Genomic DNA, 18,864 nt, shown 5'->3' with positions numbered 1-18,864 from the left:
CGGGCCTGTCGCCGCCCGCGGCGAAACACCCGTGTGAGAATCCCGCATACCGGAGCAGAACAATGGCAACACCGGCCACCTGTGCGGAACCGCGGGAGAAGGATGGTGGGGTGGCCTCGTCGGCGACGTCGGGCGCCGTGCCGCGTTCTGCGGAACGCGGAGATCCACTCCGCACGCCAAGTGCGGCCATGTCGTCGGGCCTGCCGACGTGGCGCGCGGGTCCCTGCCAGTCTGCCCGTTCTGCGGGGCCGAACGCCCGAGACCGCCTTCCCTACGGAGCGCGAAGATCAGCTCCGCACCTCGACGGACGGCCGGGTCAGCTGGTCCTGAGAAGAGAAGCGGCGGCCGCTGCCACGCCCAGCCGGCCTGGTCGTCACGCCCTGGCCGCGTCATTGCTGGTCACGTACCCCGACTGCCGCCTTTACCACAAAAGGAACCCGCCCGGGGACAGCCGGTTCGGCGCGGCGGCGGGCTCGGGCGGGCCGCGTCGGGCGGGAAAACACGGCACGGTTAGATGTGCTGGTAGTCGGCGACCCGGCCGCCATGAGCCGCGGGCATAGTATTGTAGCGTCGCCTGAACAGCGGGGTGGAGGGCTTGGCTGTGAGCAGCGATCCGATAGAGGGTCCCGACGGTACCGGACGAGTACCGGCGGTGTGGGGGCACGTCCCGCAGCGGAACAAGAACTTCACCGGCCGGACCACTCTTCTCACCGAGCTACGCAAAAGGCTCATGGAGAAAACCACCGCGGTTCTGCCACAGGCAGTGTACGGACTGGGTGGCGTCGGTAAGACCCAGCTGGCTATGGAGTACGCCTACCGGTATGCGCATGAATATGATGCCGTCTGGTGGGTTTCGGCGGATCAGCCGGGTCTGATCCGTGCCGGCCTCGCGTCGCTCGCCCCTCGGCTCGGTCTGACGGTCCCGCTGGACCGGACCGAGGACGCGGTCGCCGCCGTACTGGACGCGCTGCGCCGGGGCGATCCCTATCGGAACTGGCTGATCGTCTTCGACAATGCCGACCAGCCCGAGGACCTCAAGGACCTGTTGCCACAAGGCCCTGGTCACCTGCTGATCACCTCGCGTAACCACCGGTGGCAGGGTCGGGTCGAGACGGTCGAGGTCGACGTCTTCACCCGCGAGGAAAGCCTCGACTTCCTCCGCCGCCGGGTGCCCAGCATGAACACGCGCGGCGCCGACCGTCTCGCCGAACAGCTCGGCGACCTCCCGCTGGCCCTGGAACAGGCCGGCGCCCTGCAGGCCGAAAGCGGCATGGCGGTGGACGAGTACCTGGAACTGTTCGCCCGCAACGCGAGCAAGGTGCTGGCCGAGAACCTGCCGTCGGACTACCCGCAGACCGTGGCCACCGCATGGAGCGTCTCCCGGGCCGAGGTGGAGCGACAGAATCCGCTGGCGCTGGAACTGCTGCGGCGCTGCGCGTTCTTCGGACCCGAGCCGATTCGCAGGGACATTTTCAGCAACGGCCGGTTCGCCCTGGACAAGCCAATGCGGGACTTCCTCGCCGACGGAATCCTGCTCGCCCGGGCGACCCGTGAGCTCGGTCGCTACGCACTGGCGCGCATCGACAACAACACGAACACCCTGCAGGTCCATCGGCTGATCCAGCTGCTGATCCGGGAGGAGCTGGCCGAGGCCGAGGTCGATCGGATGCAGCACGACGTCCACCAGATCCTCGCTGTGGCCGACCCCGGGAGCCCGGACGACCCCGCGCGCTGGCCGCTCTACGCCGACCTGTACGGGCATATCGTCGCGTCGGGTGTCGTGCACTGCCACGATTCCGGTTCCCGGCAGCTGTTCACGAACCTGGTGCGGTACCTGTACGCGTCCGGCGCCTTCTCGGCGGGGCTGGCGGAGGCCGAGCACGCGATCGAGCACTGGACCGTGGACTCCGGCGAGGACGACCGCCATGTGCTCGTCATGCGGGGGATCAAGGCGAACCTGCTGTGGACTACCGGGAGGTTCAACGAGGCCTACGAGCTGCGCGCGCCGACGCTCGAACGTATGCGGGCGACGCTGGGGCCGGGCCACGAGGAGACGCTGGCCGTGCTGAACGGGCACGGGGCGGATCTGCGAGCGCGCGGAGACTTCCAGGCGGCCCGCGAACTGGACGAGGAGTCGGTTCGCCTGCACCGGGAGGTGTTCGCCGAGCACCCGTTCACGTTCTACGCGCTGAACAACCTGGCCGTCGACTACGGCCTGACCAGCGACTACGCGAGCGCGCTCGCGCTGAGCGACCAGAACTACAAAGCCCGCCGGGTCTTCTACGGTCGGGACGACGACGTCCAGGTCGTTCTCTCGCTGGCGGCGGTGGCCCGGGAGCAGCGCCAGGCCGGGCACTACCTCCAAGGCCGCGACACGGCGGTCCGTGCGTACGGACTGTGTCGCGAGCTGGCCGCGCGGGGCACGATCAGTGAGCTGCTTCCGTGGGTACTTCGGATCGGCCGCGTCCTGTCCGTGAACCGCCGTAAGGCTGGAGATTTTCCAGGCGCTCTGGAAACGGCGCAGGAGATCTACGACAAATACACGAGGATCTTCGAGCCGAACCATCCGGACCGGTTGACAGCGGGCCTCAACCTCGGCAATGCATGGCGGGCCATGAGCCGGACGAACGAGGCGATCGAGCGCATCGAGCGGACGGTCAGCCGCTACGGCGAGACACTCGGCGAGAATCACCCGTTCACTCACGGGACGATTCTCAATCTTGCCCTCGTCCGACGTCAGGCGGGTAACCTAGTCGAGGCGCGCGAGCTTCTGGAGAAGGCGCTGGCCGGCCTCACCGCGAGTCTGGGACCTGGCCATCACTACACGCTGACCTGCCGGACGAACCTCGCCGCGGCGCTGTCCGAGGGCGGGGACGCCGACGTCGGCGCGCGGATGGGCGAGGAAATGCTGGGTCAGTTCCGGGAGCGCCTCGGCCGGAATCATCCGCACACCCTCGTCTGCGCCAGCAACCTCGCGCTCGACCTGAGGGTCGTCGGTCGCGAGCCAGAAGCGGACGAACTGTACACCGACACCATCGAGCGCTACCGGAAGGTCCTGGGCGACAGTCACCCGGATGTGGTCGCCTCGGTCGAGGGCGCTCGTCTTGACTTCGACTTCGAGCCCGCCGCGCTCTGAGCCTCGATCCACCGGCTGAGACAGCCTGCCTGCTTTCCCACCGCTCGGGAACGGTCAGGTAGGTCGCCGGCCGGCTGCCGTGAGCCAGGCGGACAACGCCTCCGGCCGTGCGTCGGCGCCGCCCAGCTCCCGAATTCGCCGGTGCACTGCCAGTACGACCTCCGGGCTGGACACGAGAACCCGCTGCTCGGGGACCGCCAGGCGACGGTGCGCGACCGCGAGGCCGGTCCAGGGTTCGACCCGGTCCGGAGCGCGGGCGACGTCCGACTGATAGGCGCGAGCGGCCCCCGCGTAGTCCATCGCCACGAGGAGAAGGTCGGCCCGGGAGGCCTCCCGGAGGGCGGTCGCGAGCTCGGCCGGGTTCTCCACGAGAGCGTCGAACCGCGCCGGGTCGAGTAGCCGCAGGTGAGCCAGTTCGACGTGCGGCTCGGGTGGCTCGCCGCGCGGCGCGCCCACCACCGTCAGCGGCATCGGCCCCGTGTCCGGGTTGGAGCGCGCCGCCAGCCAGGCCTCGGCCGCCGCGGTGACCCTGGCGACGTCGGGCCGCAGGTTGCGCAACCGCCACCGGATCCGGTGGACGGCGCCGATGTCCTGCGCCAACGCGAGCGCCGCCGGCGGCACCTGCTCGTCGGACCACGCCTCACTGCTCGCCGCCATCCCGGCCACGAACTCGGCTCCCAGCGCGGTCAGCAGTCTGGACGTACGCAGGACGGGGAGGGTGCGGCGCAGCGCGGCCTGCCACCTGGCGAACTCGAACTGAGCCAGTCGGGCCGGGGCGCCGCGTGCCGCTGACCGATACCGCCGCCAGAAGTCGGTCACCCCGAGATACGCGTATGCGCCGTGGAGGAGACCGCTGACCGGCCGCGGATCGGGTCGCCACGGGGCATAGTGCACCTCGTCGCCCGGCTCGCACAGCTCGACGACATCGATCAGGGCGAGCAGCTTCGTGTGCTGGAACTCGTGGACGAGCGTCACTGCGAGGCTGAGCCCGTCCTCGGGAGTGGTGAGGCCGAAGGCGCCGGACGAGTCGGCAGAGGTCGCGCTGACCTTCCAACGCTCGGGACCCGCCTCCAACGGCACCAGGCAGCGCGCGCTCGCCGCGATCGCGTCGGCCTGGTCCCGGTCGTGCCCGACCAGCACCGCCCAAGCCTCGTTCAGGCGGTCCTGCCAGGCTGCGACCGCGCCGGTTGGCACCCGACCTGCCGGCGGCAGGCCGGCGAACCCCCTGAACGGATCGATGTCGTCGAGCGCCAGGTCGATCCGCTGGTCGTTCGCCGTGCTCCGTAACCGCCGAAGCGGCAGCCAACGCCCGTCGGCCTCGGCTTGGCCGACGGGTTCGGGCGGTCGCTCGGCGGCCGTCGGCGCCGTCACGGTCGCCGTGGCGCCGCCGTGCAGAATCTCCACCCGGCCGGTGCCGCCCGAGCCGCGTGCCCGCGCCCAGCCGTCGGGAGCCTCGACCCGCACGAGCCCGAGCGTGGGCAGCATCACCGCGGACTCCCGGACGCGGACCGTCGTCTCGAACGACACGCCGGCGCGGACCGCCGCCGCGGCGGCGAGCGCGCCGAAATGCCCGAGGTCGGCGGCGAGCCGCGGCAGGTCCGGGGAACCGTCGTCGGGCGCCACCAGCTGGCGGAGGCACTGCATGGCCCAGGCTCCCACCGAGGGATAACGCAGCACCTCGGCGACCGGCTCGGGGCTCGCCCGATAGCAGGCGGCAAGCACGGCCTGCGCCTCGTCGAGCCCCGCGGCGGCGCACACGCCAGGAGCCTTCGTCCTGGCCACCTCGGCGACGGCATACACGAGTAGAATCCGCTTGCTCAGCTGCATGGACCGCAGTTCGGTGATCGTGGCGATGCCGCCGCCGCCCGCGGCCAACACGTCGAAATGGGCTCTCGCCAGCCGGTGCGCCCGGGCCGGGTGCGGCGCGTTCATCGCGGCCGCCGCAGCACCCGGGCCAGGTCGGCCCGTACCCGACCGCGAATGTGACGTACTAGCGCCAACAGATCCGGGCAGTAGACCGAAGGATTGTCGAAACCGGTGTCGGTCCGGTATCGGTGCGGGTAGAAGCCGCCGCCGCAGGTATCACGCACCTCACAACTCCGGCATTCGGCCGCGAGCGCGGCGACACCCGCCTGACGGCTGAGGATGGCCGGGTCCCGCAGCGCGAGGTCGAGCGGTCCGTCCGCCACCGACAGCCCGGTGGCGGCCGCACCGTCATAGGCGGCCTTCAGGGCGTCGACCTGCTCGAGCATCCCGTCCGTCTCGACCACCAGCACGGTCGACGGCGTCAGGCCGACCGATTCCGTCTCGCTCGCGCCGCCGAGCAGCAGTTGGATGATCTCGGAGAACAACCGGACATCCACCAGCCGGCGGGGTTCCTCGTACCAGCGGTCGAAAATGGCGATCAGCCAGTCCGCGTAGGGCGTGCCCGGGTCGTCCGGCCGCCGGCCGGGAGGCGGGGCACTCCACGTCCCATGTGGGAGAAGAAAGTCGATCGTGGGCGGGGAATAGCCGAGAAGCTCGTCATAGACCGCAAGCGGATCGTTCGCGAGGTCCACCACGCATAACAGACCGGAAAACAAAGCGCGGTGTGCCGGGGCGCCGAGCAGGTCAAGGGCGGCCGCGACCCGGGCGTGGCTTCCTCGCCCGTCAGCGAACCGTCGGTGCCGGTCGTGGGCCACCACGGGGCCGTCAAGACTGACGCCGACACGGACGGCGTGCCGGTGCAGGACAGCCAGGGTTGTCTCGTCCAGGAGCACGGCGTTGGTCTGGATCGCGAACTGGACGTCGACCCGCGCCGGGATCGCCGCCCGCAGCGCCGTCAGTGCCTCGTCCAGCCAACGAGCACCGGCGAGCAGGGGCTCGCCACCATGCAGGACGATCCGGACGGCCGAGAGCCGATGGGCCTCGGCGTGCTCGCCGATGCGGTGGGCGACGCGGGCGAGGATGTCGGCCGCCATCACCACGGGCCGCTCGCGCCAGCTCTGGTCGGCCATCTCGTAGACGTAGCAGTAGTCGCAGGCCAGGTTGCACCGGCTGACCACCTTGAGCACGAACTGGCGGAACGGTTCGGGTCCTGGTCGCCCGGCAGAAAGTGACAGCTGACTGCTCAGGTCGGTGGGATACGTACGCATCCCGGCCACCCCGACGGCGGAATTCGTCATGCCCGCGCTGGCCTCTCCCACGATTTCCCGGCCAGGTCTAAACGGACGACTGGAATCCGGCGATCGCGCCCGCCGGGTTCTGGGCGTCCCGAAAGAATCGCCGCAGAGAACAGGCGAGTGGTGAATTCGAGGAGAATTCTCCGCCCTGCTCGGTCAGCATCGCTCTCACCTGCTCAAGATCATCCTTTGTCAAGTCGACGAGGCTGGTCGTGATCTCGGGCGGAGACCCGTTCACCCGCAATCCCTCCCTTTCCGTGCCGGCAGAGCAGACCGGCTCGCCGTCGTGAGTCGTCCGGCCCGGCCGTGGATCGTCACAACCAGTGCGCAGTCCCGCGCCGAGTCGTAGGAATTTACAGTGTCAGATCTTTGCGAGAGCCGCGCAACCAGTGTGCCTGGACCCGCGGCGGCGAAGGATGGCAAGGTCCCTTTCCGCTGGATCCGGATAAATGCTGGTCAGGGCTGGCTGAGGCCGGGTGCGCGTCTGATCGCGGCGGCCGCAGCCCGGGCATCCCGACCCGCTCGTCACGCCCGCGTCGCCGCCGAGGACACGACCTAGCGACGCGCGACCGGGGGCCGCGGTGGCGTCCGTGCTCGTGCTGGTCGGGCGCTTGCCGGTCGGGCGGGTGAATCCGTCGACATCGGCTGTGGAACTCGGCCTACGGTGGGTCGGCGGGCGGAAATTGTGGCGAGGCGGGCGGTGGAGGCGGCGTGCACGAGATGCTGGCGGAACTGGTCGGGGCGCTGCCGGCGGGGGTCGTCGCGACCGAGCCGGAACTGCTGGAGAAGTACCGGCGCGACCGGGCGGCCGACCCGAACGCGGGAACCCCGCTCGCGGCGGTGCGCGCCGAGACCACCGAGCAGGTCCAGACAACGGTCCGCTGGGCCGCGCGGCACCGGGTGCCGGTCGTCGCGCGCGGCGCCGGCACCGGCCTGTCCGGTGGGGCGACCGCTGTCGACGGCGGGATCGTGCTGTCGCTGGAGCGGATGCGGTCCGTTCACGTCGACCCGGTGAGCAGGATCGCGGTAGCCCAGCCGGGGGCGCTGAACGTCGAGGTCAAGGCCGCGGCGGCGACGCACGGGCTGTGGTACCCGCCGGACCCGTCGTCGTTCGAGATCTGCTCGATCGGTGGCAACGTGGCGACGAACGCCGGCGGTCTGTGCTGCGTGAAGTACGGGGTGACGACGGACTACGTCCTGGGCCTTGAGGTCGTGCTGGCTGATGGCGCGGCGGTCCGCCTCGGTGGCGCCCGGCTGAAGGATGTCGCGGGACTGTCGCTGACGAAGCTGTTCGTCGGCAGCGAGGGAAGTCTCGGGATCGTCACCGAGGCGACGTTGCGCCTGCTTCCCGCGCAGCCGCCGACCTGCACCCTGGTCGCGACCTTCCCCACGATGGCGGCCGCGACCTCCGCGATCCTCGCGATCACCGCGGAGATGCGCCCCGCGATGCTGGAGCTCATGGATCGGACCTCGATCAACGCGGTCGAGGACATGTTCCGGATGGGACTGGACCGGTCGGCGGCCGCGCTGGTCGTCGCCCGCACCGACGCCCAGCACCAGTCCGGCGCGGACGAGCTGCGCTCCATGGTCGAGGCCTGTGAGAAGGCGGGAGCGACCGAGGTCCTCGCGACGGACGACCCGGACGAGGGCGAGGCCTTCGTCGTCGCCCGGCGCAGCGTGATCACCGCGCTGGAACCCCTCGGCACCCTCCTGCTCGAGGACGTCGGGGTCGCGCTGCCCCGGCTGCCCGAGCTCGTCGCCGGTGTCGAGGCGATCGCGGCCGCCCGCGACGTCACGATCGCCATCGTCGCGCACGCGGGTGACGGCAACACCCACCCGCTGATCGTGGTCGATCCGACCGACGCGGAGATGGCCCGGCGCGCCGACCTGGCGTTCGGCGAGGTCATGGCCCTCGCGCTGCGCCTCGACGGCACCATCACCGGCGAGCACGGAGTCGGGCGCCTCAAGCTGCCCTGGCTGTCCGACCAGCTCGGCCCAGAGGTCCTGGACCTGAGCTGGCGCATCAAGAACGCCCTGGACCCGCTGAACATCCTCAACCCCGGCGCCGCGCTCCCACCGTCGAACACCCCCCAACCTCGCCATCACCCCTGACCGCCATGGTCGGCCCGTCGCGTTGATTCCCGTTTCAGCCCTCTGGTGGCTGCGAAACAGGCCCGCGGACGACCACCAGAGGGCCAGAACAGCGATCAAGGCCACTTCGGAGGCGGCCGTCGGCGTCTCAGGTGGGGCGGTCGGCGGTGAGGACGGCGAGGTCCAGGTGGTGCCAGGTCACGGTGGGGGAGAGGCCGGCCTGGCGGAGCCAGGTGAGCTGGTCGGGGAGGCGGCTGGGCTGGTCGAACTCGTCCTCGACGGGAGTGACGATGTCGGCCGGGTCTTCGGGGACGACGATGTCCGCGAGGACGAAGCGGCCGCCGGGGGCGAGCACGCCGGCGACCCGGGCGAACAGGTCCAGCTTGCCGGGGCCGTCGAGATGGTGGACGGCGAGCGCGGACACGACCAGGTCGAAGGGGCCGGCGGGCAGCGGGTCCTCCAGCCGGCCGACGACGAACTCGACCCGGTCGGCCGGCAGGTGCTCGCGGGCGGCGGCCAGCATGCCGTCGCTCTCGTCGAGGGCGACCAGGACCGCGGCCGGGTGGGCGGCGAGGACCCGCCGGCTCGTCTCGCCGGTGCCCGCGCCCAGGTCGAGCGCGCGGGCCACGGCGCGGCCGGCGCTCGCCGCCGCGACCTCGTCCTGGAGCCGTTCGTAGTCGGGTACCTCGCTGAGCACCATCGCCAGGTAGGTCTCGGGGTCGAAGTGGAACTGGCCGACCGGTGCCGCCTCGCTCATGGGTGGCATTCTGCCGGCGCCGGGCCGGTCGGGGGACCGGTCCGGCGGGCTGGCCGCGAAATCCGCCCAGATCAGGTGATGCGCAGGTCCTCGGTGTTGTGGAAGCGGCGGGTGCCGAAGATGACGAGGAGCACGGCGAACGCGCAGGTGACCACGATGCCGACCCAGGACCGGCCGTGCCCGAGCATCAGGGCCCGGACCGCGTCGGTGGTGTGGCGCAGCGGGTTGGCGTCGGCGGTGTCGTTCAGCCAGGTCGGGGCGAACGACAGCGGCAGGAAGATCCCGGACAGCAGCAGCAGCGGCAGCGAGAAGCCCTGGATGACCGGCGCCAGCGCGTCCTCGCTGCGCAGCACCAGCGCGAGCCCGTAGCCCAGGCAGGACAGGCCGACACCGAGGGCCATCAGCACGACGGCGGCGACGACCAGGCCCGCGTGCAGGTGCAGCCCGAGCGGAACGGCCAGGCCGACGAGGATCGCGCCCTGGATGACGACGAGGGTGGCGTCGCGCAGGGCGCGGCCGAGCAGCAGCGCCAGCCGGCTGATCGGCGTCACCGACAGCCGCTCCAGCACGCCGGCCCGCATCTCGGACAGCAGGGCGAACCCGTTGAACGCGCAGTTGAACAGGACGAGCTGGACCAGCAGGCCGGGCACGAACACGTCCCAGCTGCTGGTTCCGGCCGGCAGGCCGCGGGTGACGCCGCCGTTCTTCAGCAGCGGGCCGAACAGGTAGAGGTAGAACAGCGGCTGCGCGAGCCCGATGATGATCCAGCTCGGTTCCCGCAGCACCGCGCGCACGGCGCGGGCGTAGGTGAGCCGGACGTCGGAGAAGAAACGCATGGAAGGGCTCCCAGTCGAGGAGTCGAGAAGTCGAAAGGTCAAGCGAACGTGGGCGGGCCGGGGAGACCACCCGGGCGGGCGGACGCGCGGACCGCGCCGGCGGTGAGACCGGACCGCGCCGGCCGCGTCGGCGGCCCCGCGGGAGCGGTCAGACCTGACGGCGCTGGTCAGACGCCGGCGGCGGCGGCGAGCGGGTGGCCTGTGGCGGTCAGGAAGACGTCGTCGAGGCTCGGCCGGGTCAGCGTGAGGGTGAGAACCGGGGTCGACAGGCCGTCGAGCAGGCGCAGCAGGTCGGTGACGGCGCGGGAGCCGTCCTCGACGTACACCCGCAGCGTCCTGTCGTCGACGACCTCGACGTCGCGGCACCAGGGCTGCTCGCGGACGGTCGGGCTGACCGCCTCAGGGCCGCCGGGGGGCAGCGTGACGACGATGCCGTCACCGGCGACCTGGCTCTTCAGCTCGTCCGGCGGCCCGGTCCGCGCGACCTTGCCCTGGTGGATGATCGCGACCCGGTCGCAGAGCTCGTCGGCCTCCTCCAGGTAGTGGGTCGTGAGCAGGATCGTCGTCCCGGCGTCGCGGACGGCCCGCAGCTCGGCCCACACCTCGGCCCGGCTCGCCGGGTCCAGCCCGGTCGTGGGCTCGTCGAGCAGCAGCAGCTCGGGGGAGTTGACCAGGCCGACCGCGATGTCGAGGCGGCGGCGCATGCCGCCCGACCAGGTGCCGAGGCGCCGGTCGGCCGCGTCGGTGAGGCTGAACCGGGCGAGCAGGTCGTCGGCCCGGGTGAGCGCGTCGGTCTTGGACATGCCGAACACCCGGCCCTGCATGACCAGCTCCGCGCGGGCCGTCTCGGCCGAGTCGGTGCCGCCGCCCTGCGCGACGAACCCGATCCGGCGGCGCACCGCGGCTCGTTCCTTCGCCACGTCATGGCCGGCGACGAGGGCCGTGCCCGAGGTCGGCGGCAGCAGGGTGGTCAGCATGCGCATGGTGGTCGACTTGCCGGCGCCGTTCGGGCCGAGCAGGCCGAAGACCTCGCCACGGTCGACGACCAGGTCGATGCCGTCGACGGCGACGACCGGGTCGGCGCGCCGGGACCGGCGGAACTCCCGGCGCAGCGCCTGGGTTGTGATCATGTGGCGTCCGTTTCGGATCGTTTTCCTGCATGGAACTTGTCTGAGTGAGTAAGGCAATGCGATAGTGAGATAGCGTTGGTCACGGTGTCAAGGCCCGGTTTCGTCGCGTCCGCGCGGCGTGCCCGGATCGCACTGGCCCGACCGGGTGGGACCGGACGGCGTCGGCACCCGGCCCGGCAGGGAGGTAGCGGTGATGGAGCGGCAGACGCGGGACGCCGACGTCGACCTGGAGGTGCTGCTGCGGGAGCTGGTGTCCGCCGCGCAGCTGTTCCAGTCGGCGGCCGGGCTGCGGGCCCGGCTCACGCCGACCGAGCTCGCGGTGCTGGCGATCGTGCGCTCCAACCCGCGGGTGGCGGGGCAGCTCGCCGTGGCGACCCAGCTGACCACCGGCGCGATCACCAGGGTGCTCGACGGCCTGGAGCGACGTGGCTACGTCACCCGGCTGCCCGATCCCGGCGACCGGCGCCGGGTCGTCGTGACGGCCGTCGCCGAGCGCCTCGCCGCGCTCGACGTCATGTTCGGGCCGATGACCGCGGCCGCGGCCGCCATCCAGGCGAAGTTCAGCCCCGCCGAGCAGGCGACCGTCGCCCGGTTCCTGGTCGCGACCACCGAGATGCTGCGCGACCAGACCGACACCCTGCGCGACGATCCGGGGGTCGGGGCCACCCCGGTGACCCTGGGGGCGCCGCTGGGCACGGCCACCCAGGCCCGGCTGCATCTCGCCGGCGGCCTGAAGCAGCTCCAAGTCGTGGCCGGCGGTAAGGACTTCCCCACCGACAGCCTCTACCAGGGCGACTTCGCCGGCGCGGCCCCGACCAGCGAGGTCATCGTGCGCCCGGACGAGACCGAGGTGCGCGTCCAGTTCGGCCGGCGCGGCCGGACGCTCTGGCGGGCCGGCTCGGGGTCCTCGACGCTCACCCTCAACCCACGGGTCGCCTGGGCCGTCGACGTCCGCGGCGGCGCCCAGCACCTCGCCGTCGACCTCACCGGCGCCACCACGCGGTCGTTCTCGCTGACCGGCGGCGCCAACGACCTGAGACTGCGCCTCGGCCCGCCCGCCCACGGCGCCCGGGTCTCGCTGACCGGCGGCGCGAAGTCGCTGCGCCTCGAACGTCCCGCCGGCGTGTCCGTCAGCCTGCGGATTCGCGGCGGCGCGAGCGACGTCGTCGTCGACGGCCAGCGGCAGGGCCCGATCGGCGCCCTGACCCAGACCATCGGCCAGGGCTCGGCCGGCTACGAGTTCGCCCTGACCGGCGGGGTGAGCCACCTCGAGATCGCGACGCTGTCGTAGCCGCGCCGGAAGTTTCACCCGGCCCGCGCCGGAGCCTGGACGCTCACCGCGGCGCCGGCGACCGGGGCGTCCCAGTCGATGTGATGGCGCATCGGCCACGAGAACGACTCGGGGTTCATGAGCCTCATCGCGACCGGCATCATCAGGTCGCGCAGCACCCGGGCCACCGGCCCCGCGGCCTTGTCGCTGTTGGTGCGCTCGCCCATCTTGATGATCTTCTCGACGCGGGCGCGGCGCAGGCTCTCGTAGCCCGCGAACGCCTCCTGATGCGGCAGGTCACGCAGGCAGCGGGCGAGCTCGACGGCGCTCTCCAGGGCGAGCGACGCGCCCTGCCCGGAGCTGGGCGACGTGGCGTGCGCGGCGTCGCCGATGAGGACGGCCCGGCCGCGGTGCCAGACCGGGACGGTCGGCAGGTCCTCCATGCCGCCGACGGAGATCAGGTCCGCCGGGTCGGTCCGGGCGATCAGGTCGTCCATCCGCAGCCCGTCGCCGGCGAACGTCTCGCGCAGCAGCTTCAGCCAGCCGGCGGGGTCGGTGGCTCGGGTCTCGGCCGCCGTCGTCGACGCCGCCCGCGGCAGGTTGGCGAACCAGCCGCCCGAGCCGTCCTCGTCCAGCACGTAGCCGAAGAAGGCACGCCGGCCGAAGACGAAGTGCATCTCGGACCCGGTCGTCCCGATCCGGCTGGCGTCGACCGGGCCGGGACCGAGCCGCGCGCCGAAGCCGAGCAGGCCGACGTACCGGGGCGCGGGCGCCGCCGGGTCGAGCAGTGACCGGACCCGGGACCGGATGCCGTCCCCGCCCCCCCGGGCGGGGGGGGGGGGCGGGGGGGGGGGGGGGGCGGGCGCCGCGGGGTCGAGCTTGCACCGCCCCGGGGACCGGAGGCGGACGGCCCCGAGGAGGACGTCGGCGCGGGCCGTGGTGCCGTCGGCGAACACGGCGGTGACACCGTCCGCGTCCTGGTCGACGGCGGTCAGCCGCCGGCCGTACTCGACGCGGACACCGCGGCTGGCGGTGGCGTCACGCAGCGCCCGGTAGAGGTCGGGGCGCCACAACAGCCGCTGGGCTGGCAGGCCGGCGGGCGAGCCGAGGGTGGCCAGCCGGCGGCCCTTGCCGTTGCGCATCACCATCGAGGTGATCGGCGAGCCGAGCTCCTCGACGACGCCGGCCAGGCCGACCGCGGCCAGGGCGTCCAGGCCGTTCGGCGCGATGCTCAGCGTGCCGCCGACGCCGTCCGCCGTCGTGTCGTACGCCTCGTAGACGGTGGCCTCGATGCCGGCCTGGCCGAGGGCGAGCGCGGCCACCGGCCCGGCGATCCCACCGCCGATGACGATGGCGCTTCTGGTGATGGACATGGGGGATCCGCCTTTCACAGCAGGGGGGCGTGGATGAGGGCAGGCCGACGGAACGCCTCCCGGCGGGGGTGGCGGCGGCGCCCGGAGGCGGGCAGGGCCGCGTGGCCCGGGAGGGGTCGGCCTGAAGGAAGGTGCAGCGGTCACGCCGCCCGGCGAGGCCGGCGGCGGTACCTCTAGTTCCGGGGAGCGAGCCCCCGTCGGAGGATGGTTCTCAGGCCTGTGGCTCGGCTGGTCCCGGCGGCGCCTGTGCGGTCATGGCCGCGTGCACCTGGGCCCAGCCCGGCCCCCAGCCGGCCACCGGGTCGGTGATCCGGGTGATCAGGCGCTCGACGAAGGCGGCCTCGGTGTCGAGCTGGGCGACCCGGAACTCCTCCTCGATCAGGAAGAGTTCGGGAACTCCCTCGGCGAGCGAGTCGTCGATCAGCTTCTGGGCCTCGGCCCGCCGCGCGGCGAGGCCGGTCAGCCGCGAGCGCAGCCTTTCGACGGCGTCGTCCGGGTGCAGCGCGGCGATCAGCGACAGTGCGGAGACGAAGTTCGGGTACTCGTGCTCCGGCTCGCTGACCAGCTCCCGTAGCCAGTCGTGCAGCTCGGCGCGGCCGCCGTCGGTGATGGCGTAGACGGTCCGTTCCGGGCGCTGGCCCTCGCGGGTCGTCTCCAGCTCCGTGACGAAGCCGGCCTTCGCCAGCTGCTGGACGACCATGTAGAGGGAGCCGTGGTTGAACTTGATGCTGCGGTCGTCGCCGTAGTCGCGCAGGGTCCGGCTGAGCTCGTACGGGTGCATCGGGGCGCGGCTCAGGTAGGCCAGGACCGCCAGTCCCAGCAGGTTGCCGACCTTGCGCCGCGCGGCCAACCCGTTCTCCCTCCGACACCCTTGTCACCTCCATCCTGCCTTGTCGCCGCCCGCACCACGATCCGTCAGTGACAACTATCCAGTCCTGACTAATCGTTGTCAACCACTTTGGGCCCCGGCGGAAGCGGGGGCCGTGGCCTGTGTCCCGTCTCGGTGCGCATGGTTGCGTCATGGCGACCTGGCTGGCGGGTTGTCGCCATCGAGGCTCGCGGACCAGATTCGGTGAGACTCCCCGATGGGACATCCCGCGCGGGTCAGTATTGATCTTGGGCTACGAGACGGAACAGCCGGACCGGTGGAGGCCTTGGGCCAGGTCGGTCAGCGTACGTACCTGTCGAGGAAGGCCACGATGGCCGGGAATCGGTCACCCCGCGGGTAGCTCGCGCCGTGCCCAGCGCCCGGCACGACGGTCAGGTCGACCTGGCCGCCGGCGGCCCGCAGCCCGTTCGCGAGCTCCTCGGACTGCTGATACGGGACCGTGCAGTCGGCCTGGCCGTGTTCGATGTCGAACGGCGGAGGCACCTGACCGGAACCGACATAGGTCAGCGGGTTGGCCAGCCACACGAGACCGGGAACCGTGGTGATCTGGTGGCCCAGCAGCCTCGACTCGTAGCCGCTCGGGCTGTCGTGGGTCAGGGCGCTGGCCGGACATCCGTCCGCTCGCAGCTGACCATCGATCGCCGTGAAGTCGACCGGGCCAAAGAGGTCGACGACGGCCCTGACCGTGCTCGGGACGTTGATGTTGCCCAATGCCGCGTCGTCGGGCGACGCCACGTGGCCCCAGGTACCGACCATCTCGGCGAGGTAGGCGCCGGCGGACTCGCCGAGCGCGCCGAACCTGGCCGGGTCGAGGTCGTAGCCGGCAGCGTTGGCGCGCAGCCAGCGGATCGCCGCCTTGACGTCGACGACGGGCGCCGGGAAGACTCCCTCGGGCGCGAGTCGGTAGTTCACGTTGGCGACCGCATATCCGTGCGCGACGAGCGACGCCGCCGTGTCGTCGAGGTCCGACTTGTCGCCGCCGATGAAGCCGCCGCCGTGGATGAGGACGACGACCGGCAGCTTGCCGTCCGGGTGTAGCGGCCGGTAGAGGTCCAGCCGCTGCGCGGGCGAAACCGACGCATACGCCACGTCCCGGTCCTCGTACAGCGCCACCCGTGAGCCGTTGAATCCGACCAGCGTCGTGGGCTGGCAGCCAGCGACGGCGAGCGCGACGAGCGCGACGAGCGCCGCGATCAGCCCGACAGCCGCAGGTCGATGGCCGCGTCCGGGCGTCGTCCGCCCGAATCGCCGCGATGACTCACGCAGCTCCCGGCTCGCCCAGATTGTCACAGCGTGCATCATCCTCGGCCGGCCCCGCTAGCGCCACAACGGACATCCGATGCTCGACCACCTGGTTCCGGGCGTCCGTTCGACTCGGCTGACCGCCGTACGGCCCGGCTCGGGCCGGGCCACCCGGACGGCTACGCGTGCGGCGGGCGGAGGTCGAAGATGGTGCGGCGGACCTCGTCGATGGTCTGGTCGAGGTCGGAGATCGCGGTCGTCATCCGGACCGCGCCCTGCTCGGGGACCTGGCGTACCAGCGACTGCAGGCGCAGGCCGACGGAGAACAGCCGCTGGATGACCAGGTCGTGCAGCTCGCAGGCGATCCGGTCGCGGTCCTCGAAGACGGCGAGGCGGGCCCGGTCCTCCTGCATCTGGGCGAGCTCGACGGCCGCGGCGACGACGTTGGCGACCGACTGGACGAAGTGCGCCTCGTCGCGGGTGAACCGGCGATGGGTGTGGCTGTGCGCGGTCAGGACGCCGAACGCCCGGCTGCCGACGCCGATCGGCGCGCCCACGGTCGCCACCGCGCCGTCGCCCTGCAGCCAGCCCTCCAGCCTGAGGTCGGCCCGGCCCGGCAGGTCGTCGATGACGAGCGGCTGGCAGGACGACAGCACCTGCGACACGAAGGAGTCGGGCGCCGCCGAGACCGCGCCGGCGGCCCAGGCGCCTCCGTGGCGGCCGTAGCAGGTCCGCACGTGCGCGTAGACACCGCCGCCGGACTTGCCCTCCTCGACGTCGCCGCCGTCCGGGCCGGGGCGGGCGACCACGACACCGCCCGCGCCGTCGAACGTGAGCTTGTGGGTCTGGCCGCGGGCCGACGCCATCTCGACGCACTCGATCAGGTCGCAGCGCTCGACCCCGAGCGTGGTCGCGACCAGCTCGACGGCCTCGCGCAGCAGTGCCGGCACGTCCAGGGTCGTCAGCGCCCGCTGGCCGAGGTAGGCGAGCGCCGCCTGCTGGCGCTCGGCACGGCGCAGGTCGGTGACGTCGGAGAGCATGACGGCGACCCGGGTCTCGCCGTTCTCCTCGATCGGAATGACGGTGGCCCGCAGCGAGCGGCGCGGCCCGAGCGCGGCGCGTGCCTCCTCGGGCCCGCCGGCGGCCCCGGTCTCGGCGACGACGGCCGCGGCCGCGCCGGCCAGCACGTCGAAGTCGCCGATCTGGGCGGTCTGGGTGCGCCGGGCGGTGGCGACCAGGCCCCACGGGCCGTCCAGCGCCGGGCCGCCGACGACCGCGGGGCGGACGTGGGCCGTGAGCGCGTCCAGCGCGTCGCCGACCTGCGTGCGGGCGCCGGCGAGCCGGTCGACCACGCGGGAGGCGCGGCGCACCGTGTCGTCGGGGTCGTAGATGACGATCCCGACCGGGAGGTCGTCGATCCGGCCGCCGGTCGGGATCAGCTCCAGCAGCGCGCCCTGCTCGGTGGCCATCTCGGCGCCGAACCGGGACTCGGTGACGTCGATGATCGTGCCGATGTTGCCCACGACGTCGCCGGAGTCGTCGCGCAGCACCTTGGCCCGGATCTGGACCCGTCGGTAGCCGTCGGCGGTGCGGTAGCGGGTCTCGTGGTGGCAGTGGTCCGCGCCGCCGACGACCACCGCCATGAACAGGGCGATGGTGTGCTCGAGCTCCTCGGGGTGGACGTAGTCGATGAACCGGTTCCCGAGGCTCGCGTCGATGTCGAACCCGGTGAGCCGGGTCCAGGCCGGGTTCAGGTACGTCCAGCGGCCCTCGGCGTCGGTGCGGAAGACGACCTCGGCCAGCGTGTCGAGCAGGTCGAGCGCGGCGAGCCCGACGGACAGCGGCCCGGTGGGGTCGGCGGGCGGGTCCGGTTGGGTGGCCGGCGGGCGCGAGGCGGGGGGTGCCAGGCGCACCGGGCTCAGCGCCGCCGTCGCCAGCGAGGTCGAAGCCACGGGCGGCCCGCCGGGGCTGGCCGGCGCGGCCGGAAGCTGGCGCGGCGGCGGGAAGTCCGATCGGGTCGTGTCCTCGTCCAGCGGGCTCTGAGCCCGCCCGGTGCCGGTCGGTCCTGTGCCGTTCTGCGGCGGCCTGGTGAGCGGGCCGCCGACCAGCTGGCCGGCCAGGCCGTTGCCCGCCGCGCCCTGGCCGGGCGGGGTGAGACCGGCCGCCGGCGTGGCCGCGGGCCGTGGCGCTGGCGGGATGGCGGCGGGCGGCGTGTAGGCGGGCGGGATGGCGGTGCGCGGGGTGTATCCGAGCGGGGCCGGGCCGGATGACGCGGCGGGCGCGCCGGCGGCCGGGTGGTCGTCGGAGCCGGCCGGCCCGTCGCTGCGCTCGGCGAACGCGGCGCGCCAGGCGCCGAACCCGGCCGTGGGGAGAGGACCGGTGCCGTCCTGGTCCGGACCGGGGCCGGTCGGGTGGTCGGGCCCGGCCGCGTCGCGCGCGGCAGGGTGGCCGTTCGCGTCCGTCCCGTCGCCCTGGTGAGCGGGAACTCTGTCCGCCCGCCCGGAACCGGGTCCCACCGCGTCCGTCATGCCCACGCCGTCCCCGCCTCCTCTGGCATCGACCAGCGCCGGCGACACCGCGCGCGGGCCCGCCCGGAACGCCTGCGCAGAACGGTGCGCGGCTCGATACCGTTTCGACACCGTACGCGCTCGCCGTGTGCGTCGTCACGACGCTGGACGGATCCGTGCCCGCGCGTACCCGGTTCGCACCTTGAGGCCGCGTCTGGGAAGGCTTGTCCTGGGCGCCAACTGGCCTGGCGTGCCGGTCCCGCGATATCCCGCGCCGAAAACCTGCCAGTTGGTCATGGGTAACGCGGACAATTCCGCGCCGCGCCATTCCCGGCGTGCCGGCGCGGGTGACGTGACACGTTCACGGCCACACCCGGGTTCGCCGCGCGCATCCAGGGCCTCACGCCGACGGACCGGCTGACGGTATTCGAGGGACGGTCCGCGGGGAATGGGAAGGCGGCGTCTCCTGGCC

At 72.5% G+C, this 18,864-nt stretch carries 12 protein-coding genes; 3 read left to right on the top strand and 9 right to left on the bottom strand.

Going from position 1 to position 18,864, the window contains the following annotated elements; all coding sequences use genetic code 11:
• Nucleotides 1-601: 601 nt before the first annotated feature.
• Complete coding sequence (gene fxsT / locus I6A60_RS16075) at nucleotides 602-3,136, top strand: FxSxx-COOH system tetratricopeptide repeat protein (protein WP_203022922.1); 2,535 nt, start codon at nucleotides 602-604, stop codon at nucleotides 3,134-3,136.
• Nucleotides 3,137-3,190: 54 nt separating this feature from the next.
• Here fxsT and I6A60_RS16070 read toward each other — a convergent pair whose 3' ends face one another.
• Together I6A60_RS16070 and I6A60_RS16065 are read right to left on the bottom strand one after the other, a co-directional pair.
• Nucleotides 3,191-5,068, bottom strand: a complete 1,878-nt coding sequence (locus I6A60_RS16070) for an HEXXH motif domain-containing protein (protein ID WP_203055644.1) — start codon at nucleotides 5,066-5,068, stop codon at nucleotides 3,191-3,193.
• Nucleotides 5,065-6,300, bottom strand: coding sequence for an FxsB family cyclophane-forming radical SAM/SPASM peptide maturase (locus I6A60_RS16065; protein ID WP_203022924.1), 1,236 nt, complete (start codon nucleotides 6,298-6,300; stop codon nucleotides 5,065-5,067). Before I6A60_RS16065 ends, I6A60_RS16070 begins: the two co-directional genes overlap by 4 nt.
• A 717-nt stretch (nucleotides 6,301-7,017) precedes the next feature.
• On the opposite strand from I6A60_RS16065, the gene I6A60_RS16060 reads away from it, so the two are divergent.
• Nucleotides 7,018-8,409, top strand: coding sequence for an FAD-binding oxidoreductase (locus I6A60_RS16060; protein ID WP_203022945.1), 1,392 nt, complete (start codon nucleotides 7,018-7,020; stop codon nucleotides 8,407-8,409).
• 127 nt (nucleotides 8,410-8,536) lie between these two features.
• On the opposite strand, the gene I6A60_RS16055 is transcribed toward I6A60_RS16060, so the two are convergent.
• The 3 genes from I6A60_RS16055 to I6A60_RS16045 form a co-directional block, all read right to left on the bottom strand.
• Entirely contained in the window at nucleotides 8,537-9,145 is a 609-nt protein-coding gene (locus I6A60_RS16055; protein ID WP_203022925.1) for a trans-aconitate 2-methyltransferase, read from the bottom strand.
• A gap of 71 nt (nucleotides 9,146-9,216) precedes the next feature.
• On the bottom strand, nucleotides 9,217-9,981 hold the full coding sequence (locus I6A60_RS16050) for an ABC transporter permease (RefSeq protein ID WP_203022926.1): 765 nt from the start codon (nucleotides 9,979-9,981) through the stop codon (nucleotides 9,217-9,219).
• A 167-nt stretch (nucleotides 9,982-10,148) separates the two neighbouring features.
• A complete protein-coding gene (locus tag I6A60_RS16045; protein ID WP_203022927.1) occupies nucleotides 10,149-11,111 on the bottom strand; it encodes an ATP-binding cassette domain-containing protein in 963 nt (320 codons plus the stop codon).
• A 193-nt stretch (nucleotides 11,112-11,304) separates the two neighbouring features.
• On the opposite strand from I6A60_RS16045, the gene I6A60_RS16040 reads away from it, so the two are divergent.
• Nucleotides 11,305-12,402, top strand: a complete 1,098-nt coding sequence (locus I6A60_RS16040) for a MarR family winged helix-turn-helix transcriptional regulator (RefSeq protein WP_203022928.1) — start codon at nucleotides 11,305-11,307, stop codon at nucleotides 12,400-12,402.
• 14 nt (nucleotides 12,403-12,416) lie between these two features.
• On the opposite strand, the gene I6A60_RS16035 is transcribed toward I6A60_RS16040, so the two are convergent.
• From I6A60_RS16035 to I6A60_RS16020, 4 genes are all read right to left on the bottom strand, one after another.
• Complete coding sequence (locus tag I6A60_RS16035; RefSeq protein ID WP_203055643.1) at nucleotides 12,417-13,754, bottom strand: FAD-dependent monooxygenase; 1,338 nt, start codon at nucleotides 13,752-13,754, stop codon at nucleotides 12,417-12,419.
• A 211-nt stretch (nucleotides 13,755-13,965) separates the two neighbouring features.
• Entirely contained in the window at nucleotides 13,966-14,604 is a 639-nt protein-coding gene (locus I6A60_RS16030; RefSeq protein ID WP_203022929.1) for a PadR family transcriptional regulator, read from the bottom strand.
• A gap of 318 nt (nucleotides 14,605-14,922) precedes the next feature.
• Nucleotides 14,923-15,942, bottom strand: a complete 1,020-nt coding sequence (locus tag I6A60_RS16025; RefSeq protein WP_203022930.1) for an alpha/beta hydrolase — start codon at nucleotides 15,940-15,942, stop codon at nucleotides 14,923-14,925.
• 122 nt (nucleotides 15,943-16,064) lie between these two features.
• Nucleotides 16,065-18,413, bottom strand: a complete 2,349-nt coding sequence (locus I6A60_RS16020; RefSeq protein ID WP_238435538.1) for a PAS domain S-box protein — start codon at nucleotides 18,411-18,413, stop codon at nucleotides 16,065-16,067.
• Between the last annotated feature and the right edge of the window lie 451 nt (nucleotides 18,414-18,864).

Source organism: Frankia sp. AgB1.9 (genome assembly GCF_016786355.1).
Classification (GTDB): domain Bacteria; phylum Actinomycetota; class Actinomycetes; order Frankiales; family Frankiaceae; genus Pseudofrankia.
The sequence above is the reverse complement of the archived record's forward strand: the minus strand, read 5'-3'. Positions and strand labels throughout refer to the sequence as shown.

Coding starts and splice junctions, on each gene's coding strand:
- I6A60_RS16060 (WP_203022945.1), top strand. CDS start 7,018: ATGCTGGCGGAACTGGTCGGGGCGCTGCCGGCGGGGGTCGTCGCGACC.
- I6A60_RS16045 (WP_203022927.1), bottom strand. CDS start 11,111: ATGATCACAACCCAGGCGCTGCGCCGGGAGTTCCGCCGGTCCCGGCGC.
- I6A60_RS16025 (WP_203022930.1), bottom strand. CDS start 15,942: ATGCACGCTGTGACAATCTGGGCGAGCCGGGAGCTGCGTGAGTCATCG.
- I6A60_RS16065 (WP_203022924.1), bottom strand. CDS start 6,300: ATGACGAATTCCGCCGTCGGGGTGGCCGGGATGCGTACGTATCCCACC.
- I6A60_RS16020 (WP_238435538.1), bottom strand. CDS start 18,413: ATGACGGACGCGGTGGGACCCGGTTCCGGGCGGGCGGACAGAGTTCCC.
- I6A60_RS16040 (WP_203022928.1), top strand. CDS start 11,305: ATGGAGCGGCAGACGCGGGACGCCGACGTCGACCTGGAGGTGCTGCTG.
- I6A60_RS16035 (WP_203055643.1), bottom strand. CDS start 13,754: ATGTCCATCACCAGAAGCGCCATCGTCATCGGCGGTGGGATCGCCGGG.
- I6A60_RS16050 (WP_203022926.1), bottom strand. CDS start 9,981: ATGCGTTTCTTCTCCGACGTCCGGCTCACCTACGCCCGCGCCGTGCGC.
- I6A60_RS16055 (WP_203022925.1), bottom strand. CDS start 9,145: ATGAGCGAGGCGGCACCGGTCGGCCAGTTCCACTTCGACCCCGAGACC.
- I6A60_RS16070 (WP_203055644.1), bottom strand. CDS start 5,068: ATGAACGCGCCGCACCCGGCCCGGGCGCACCGGCTGGCGAGAGCCCAT.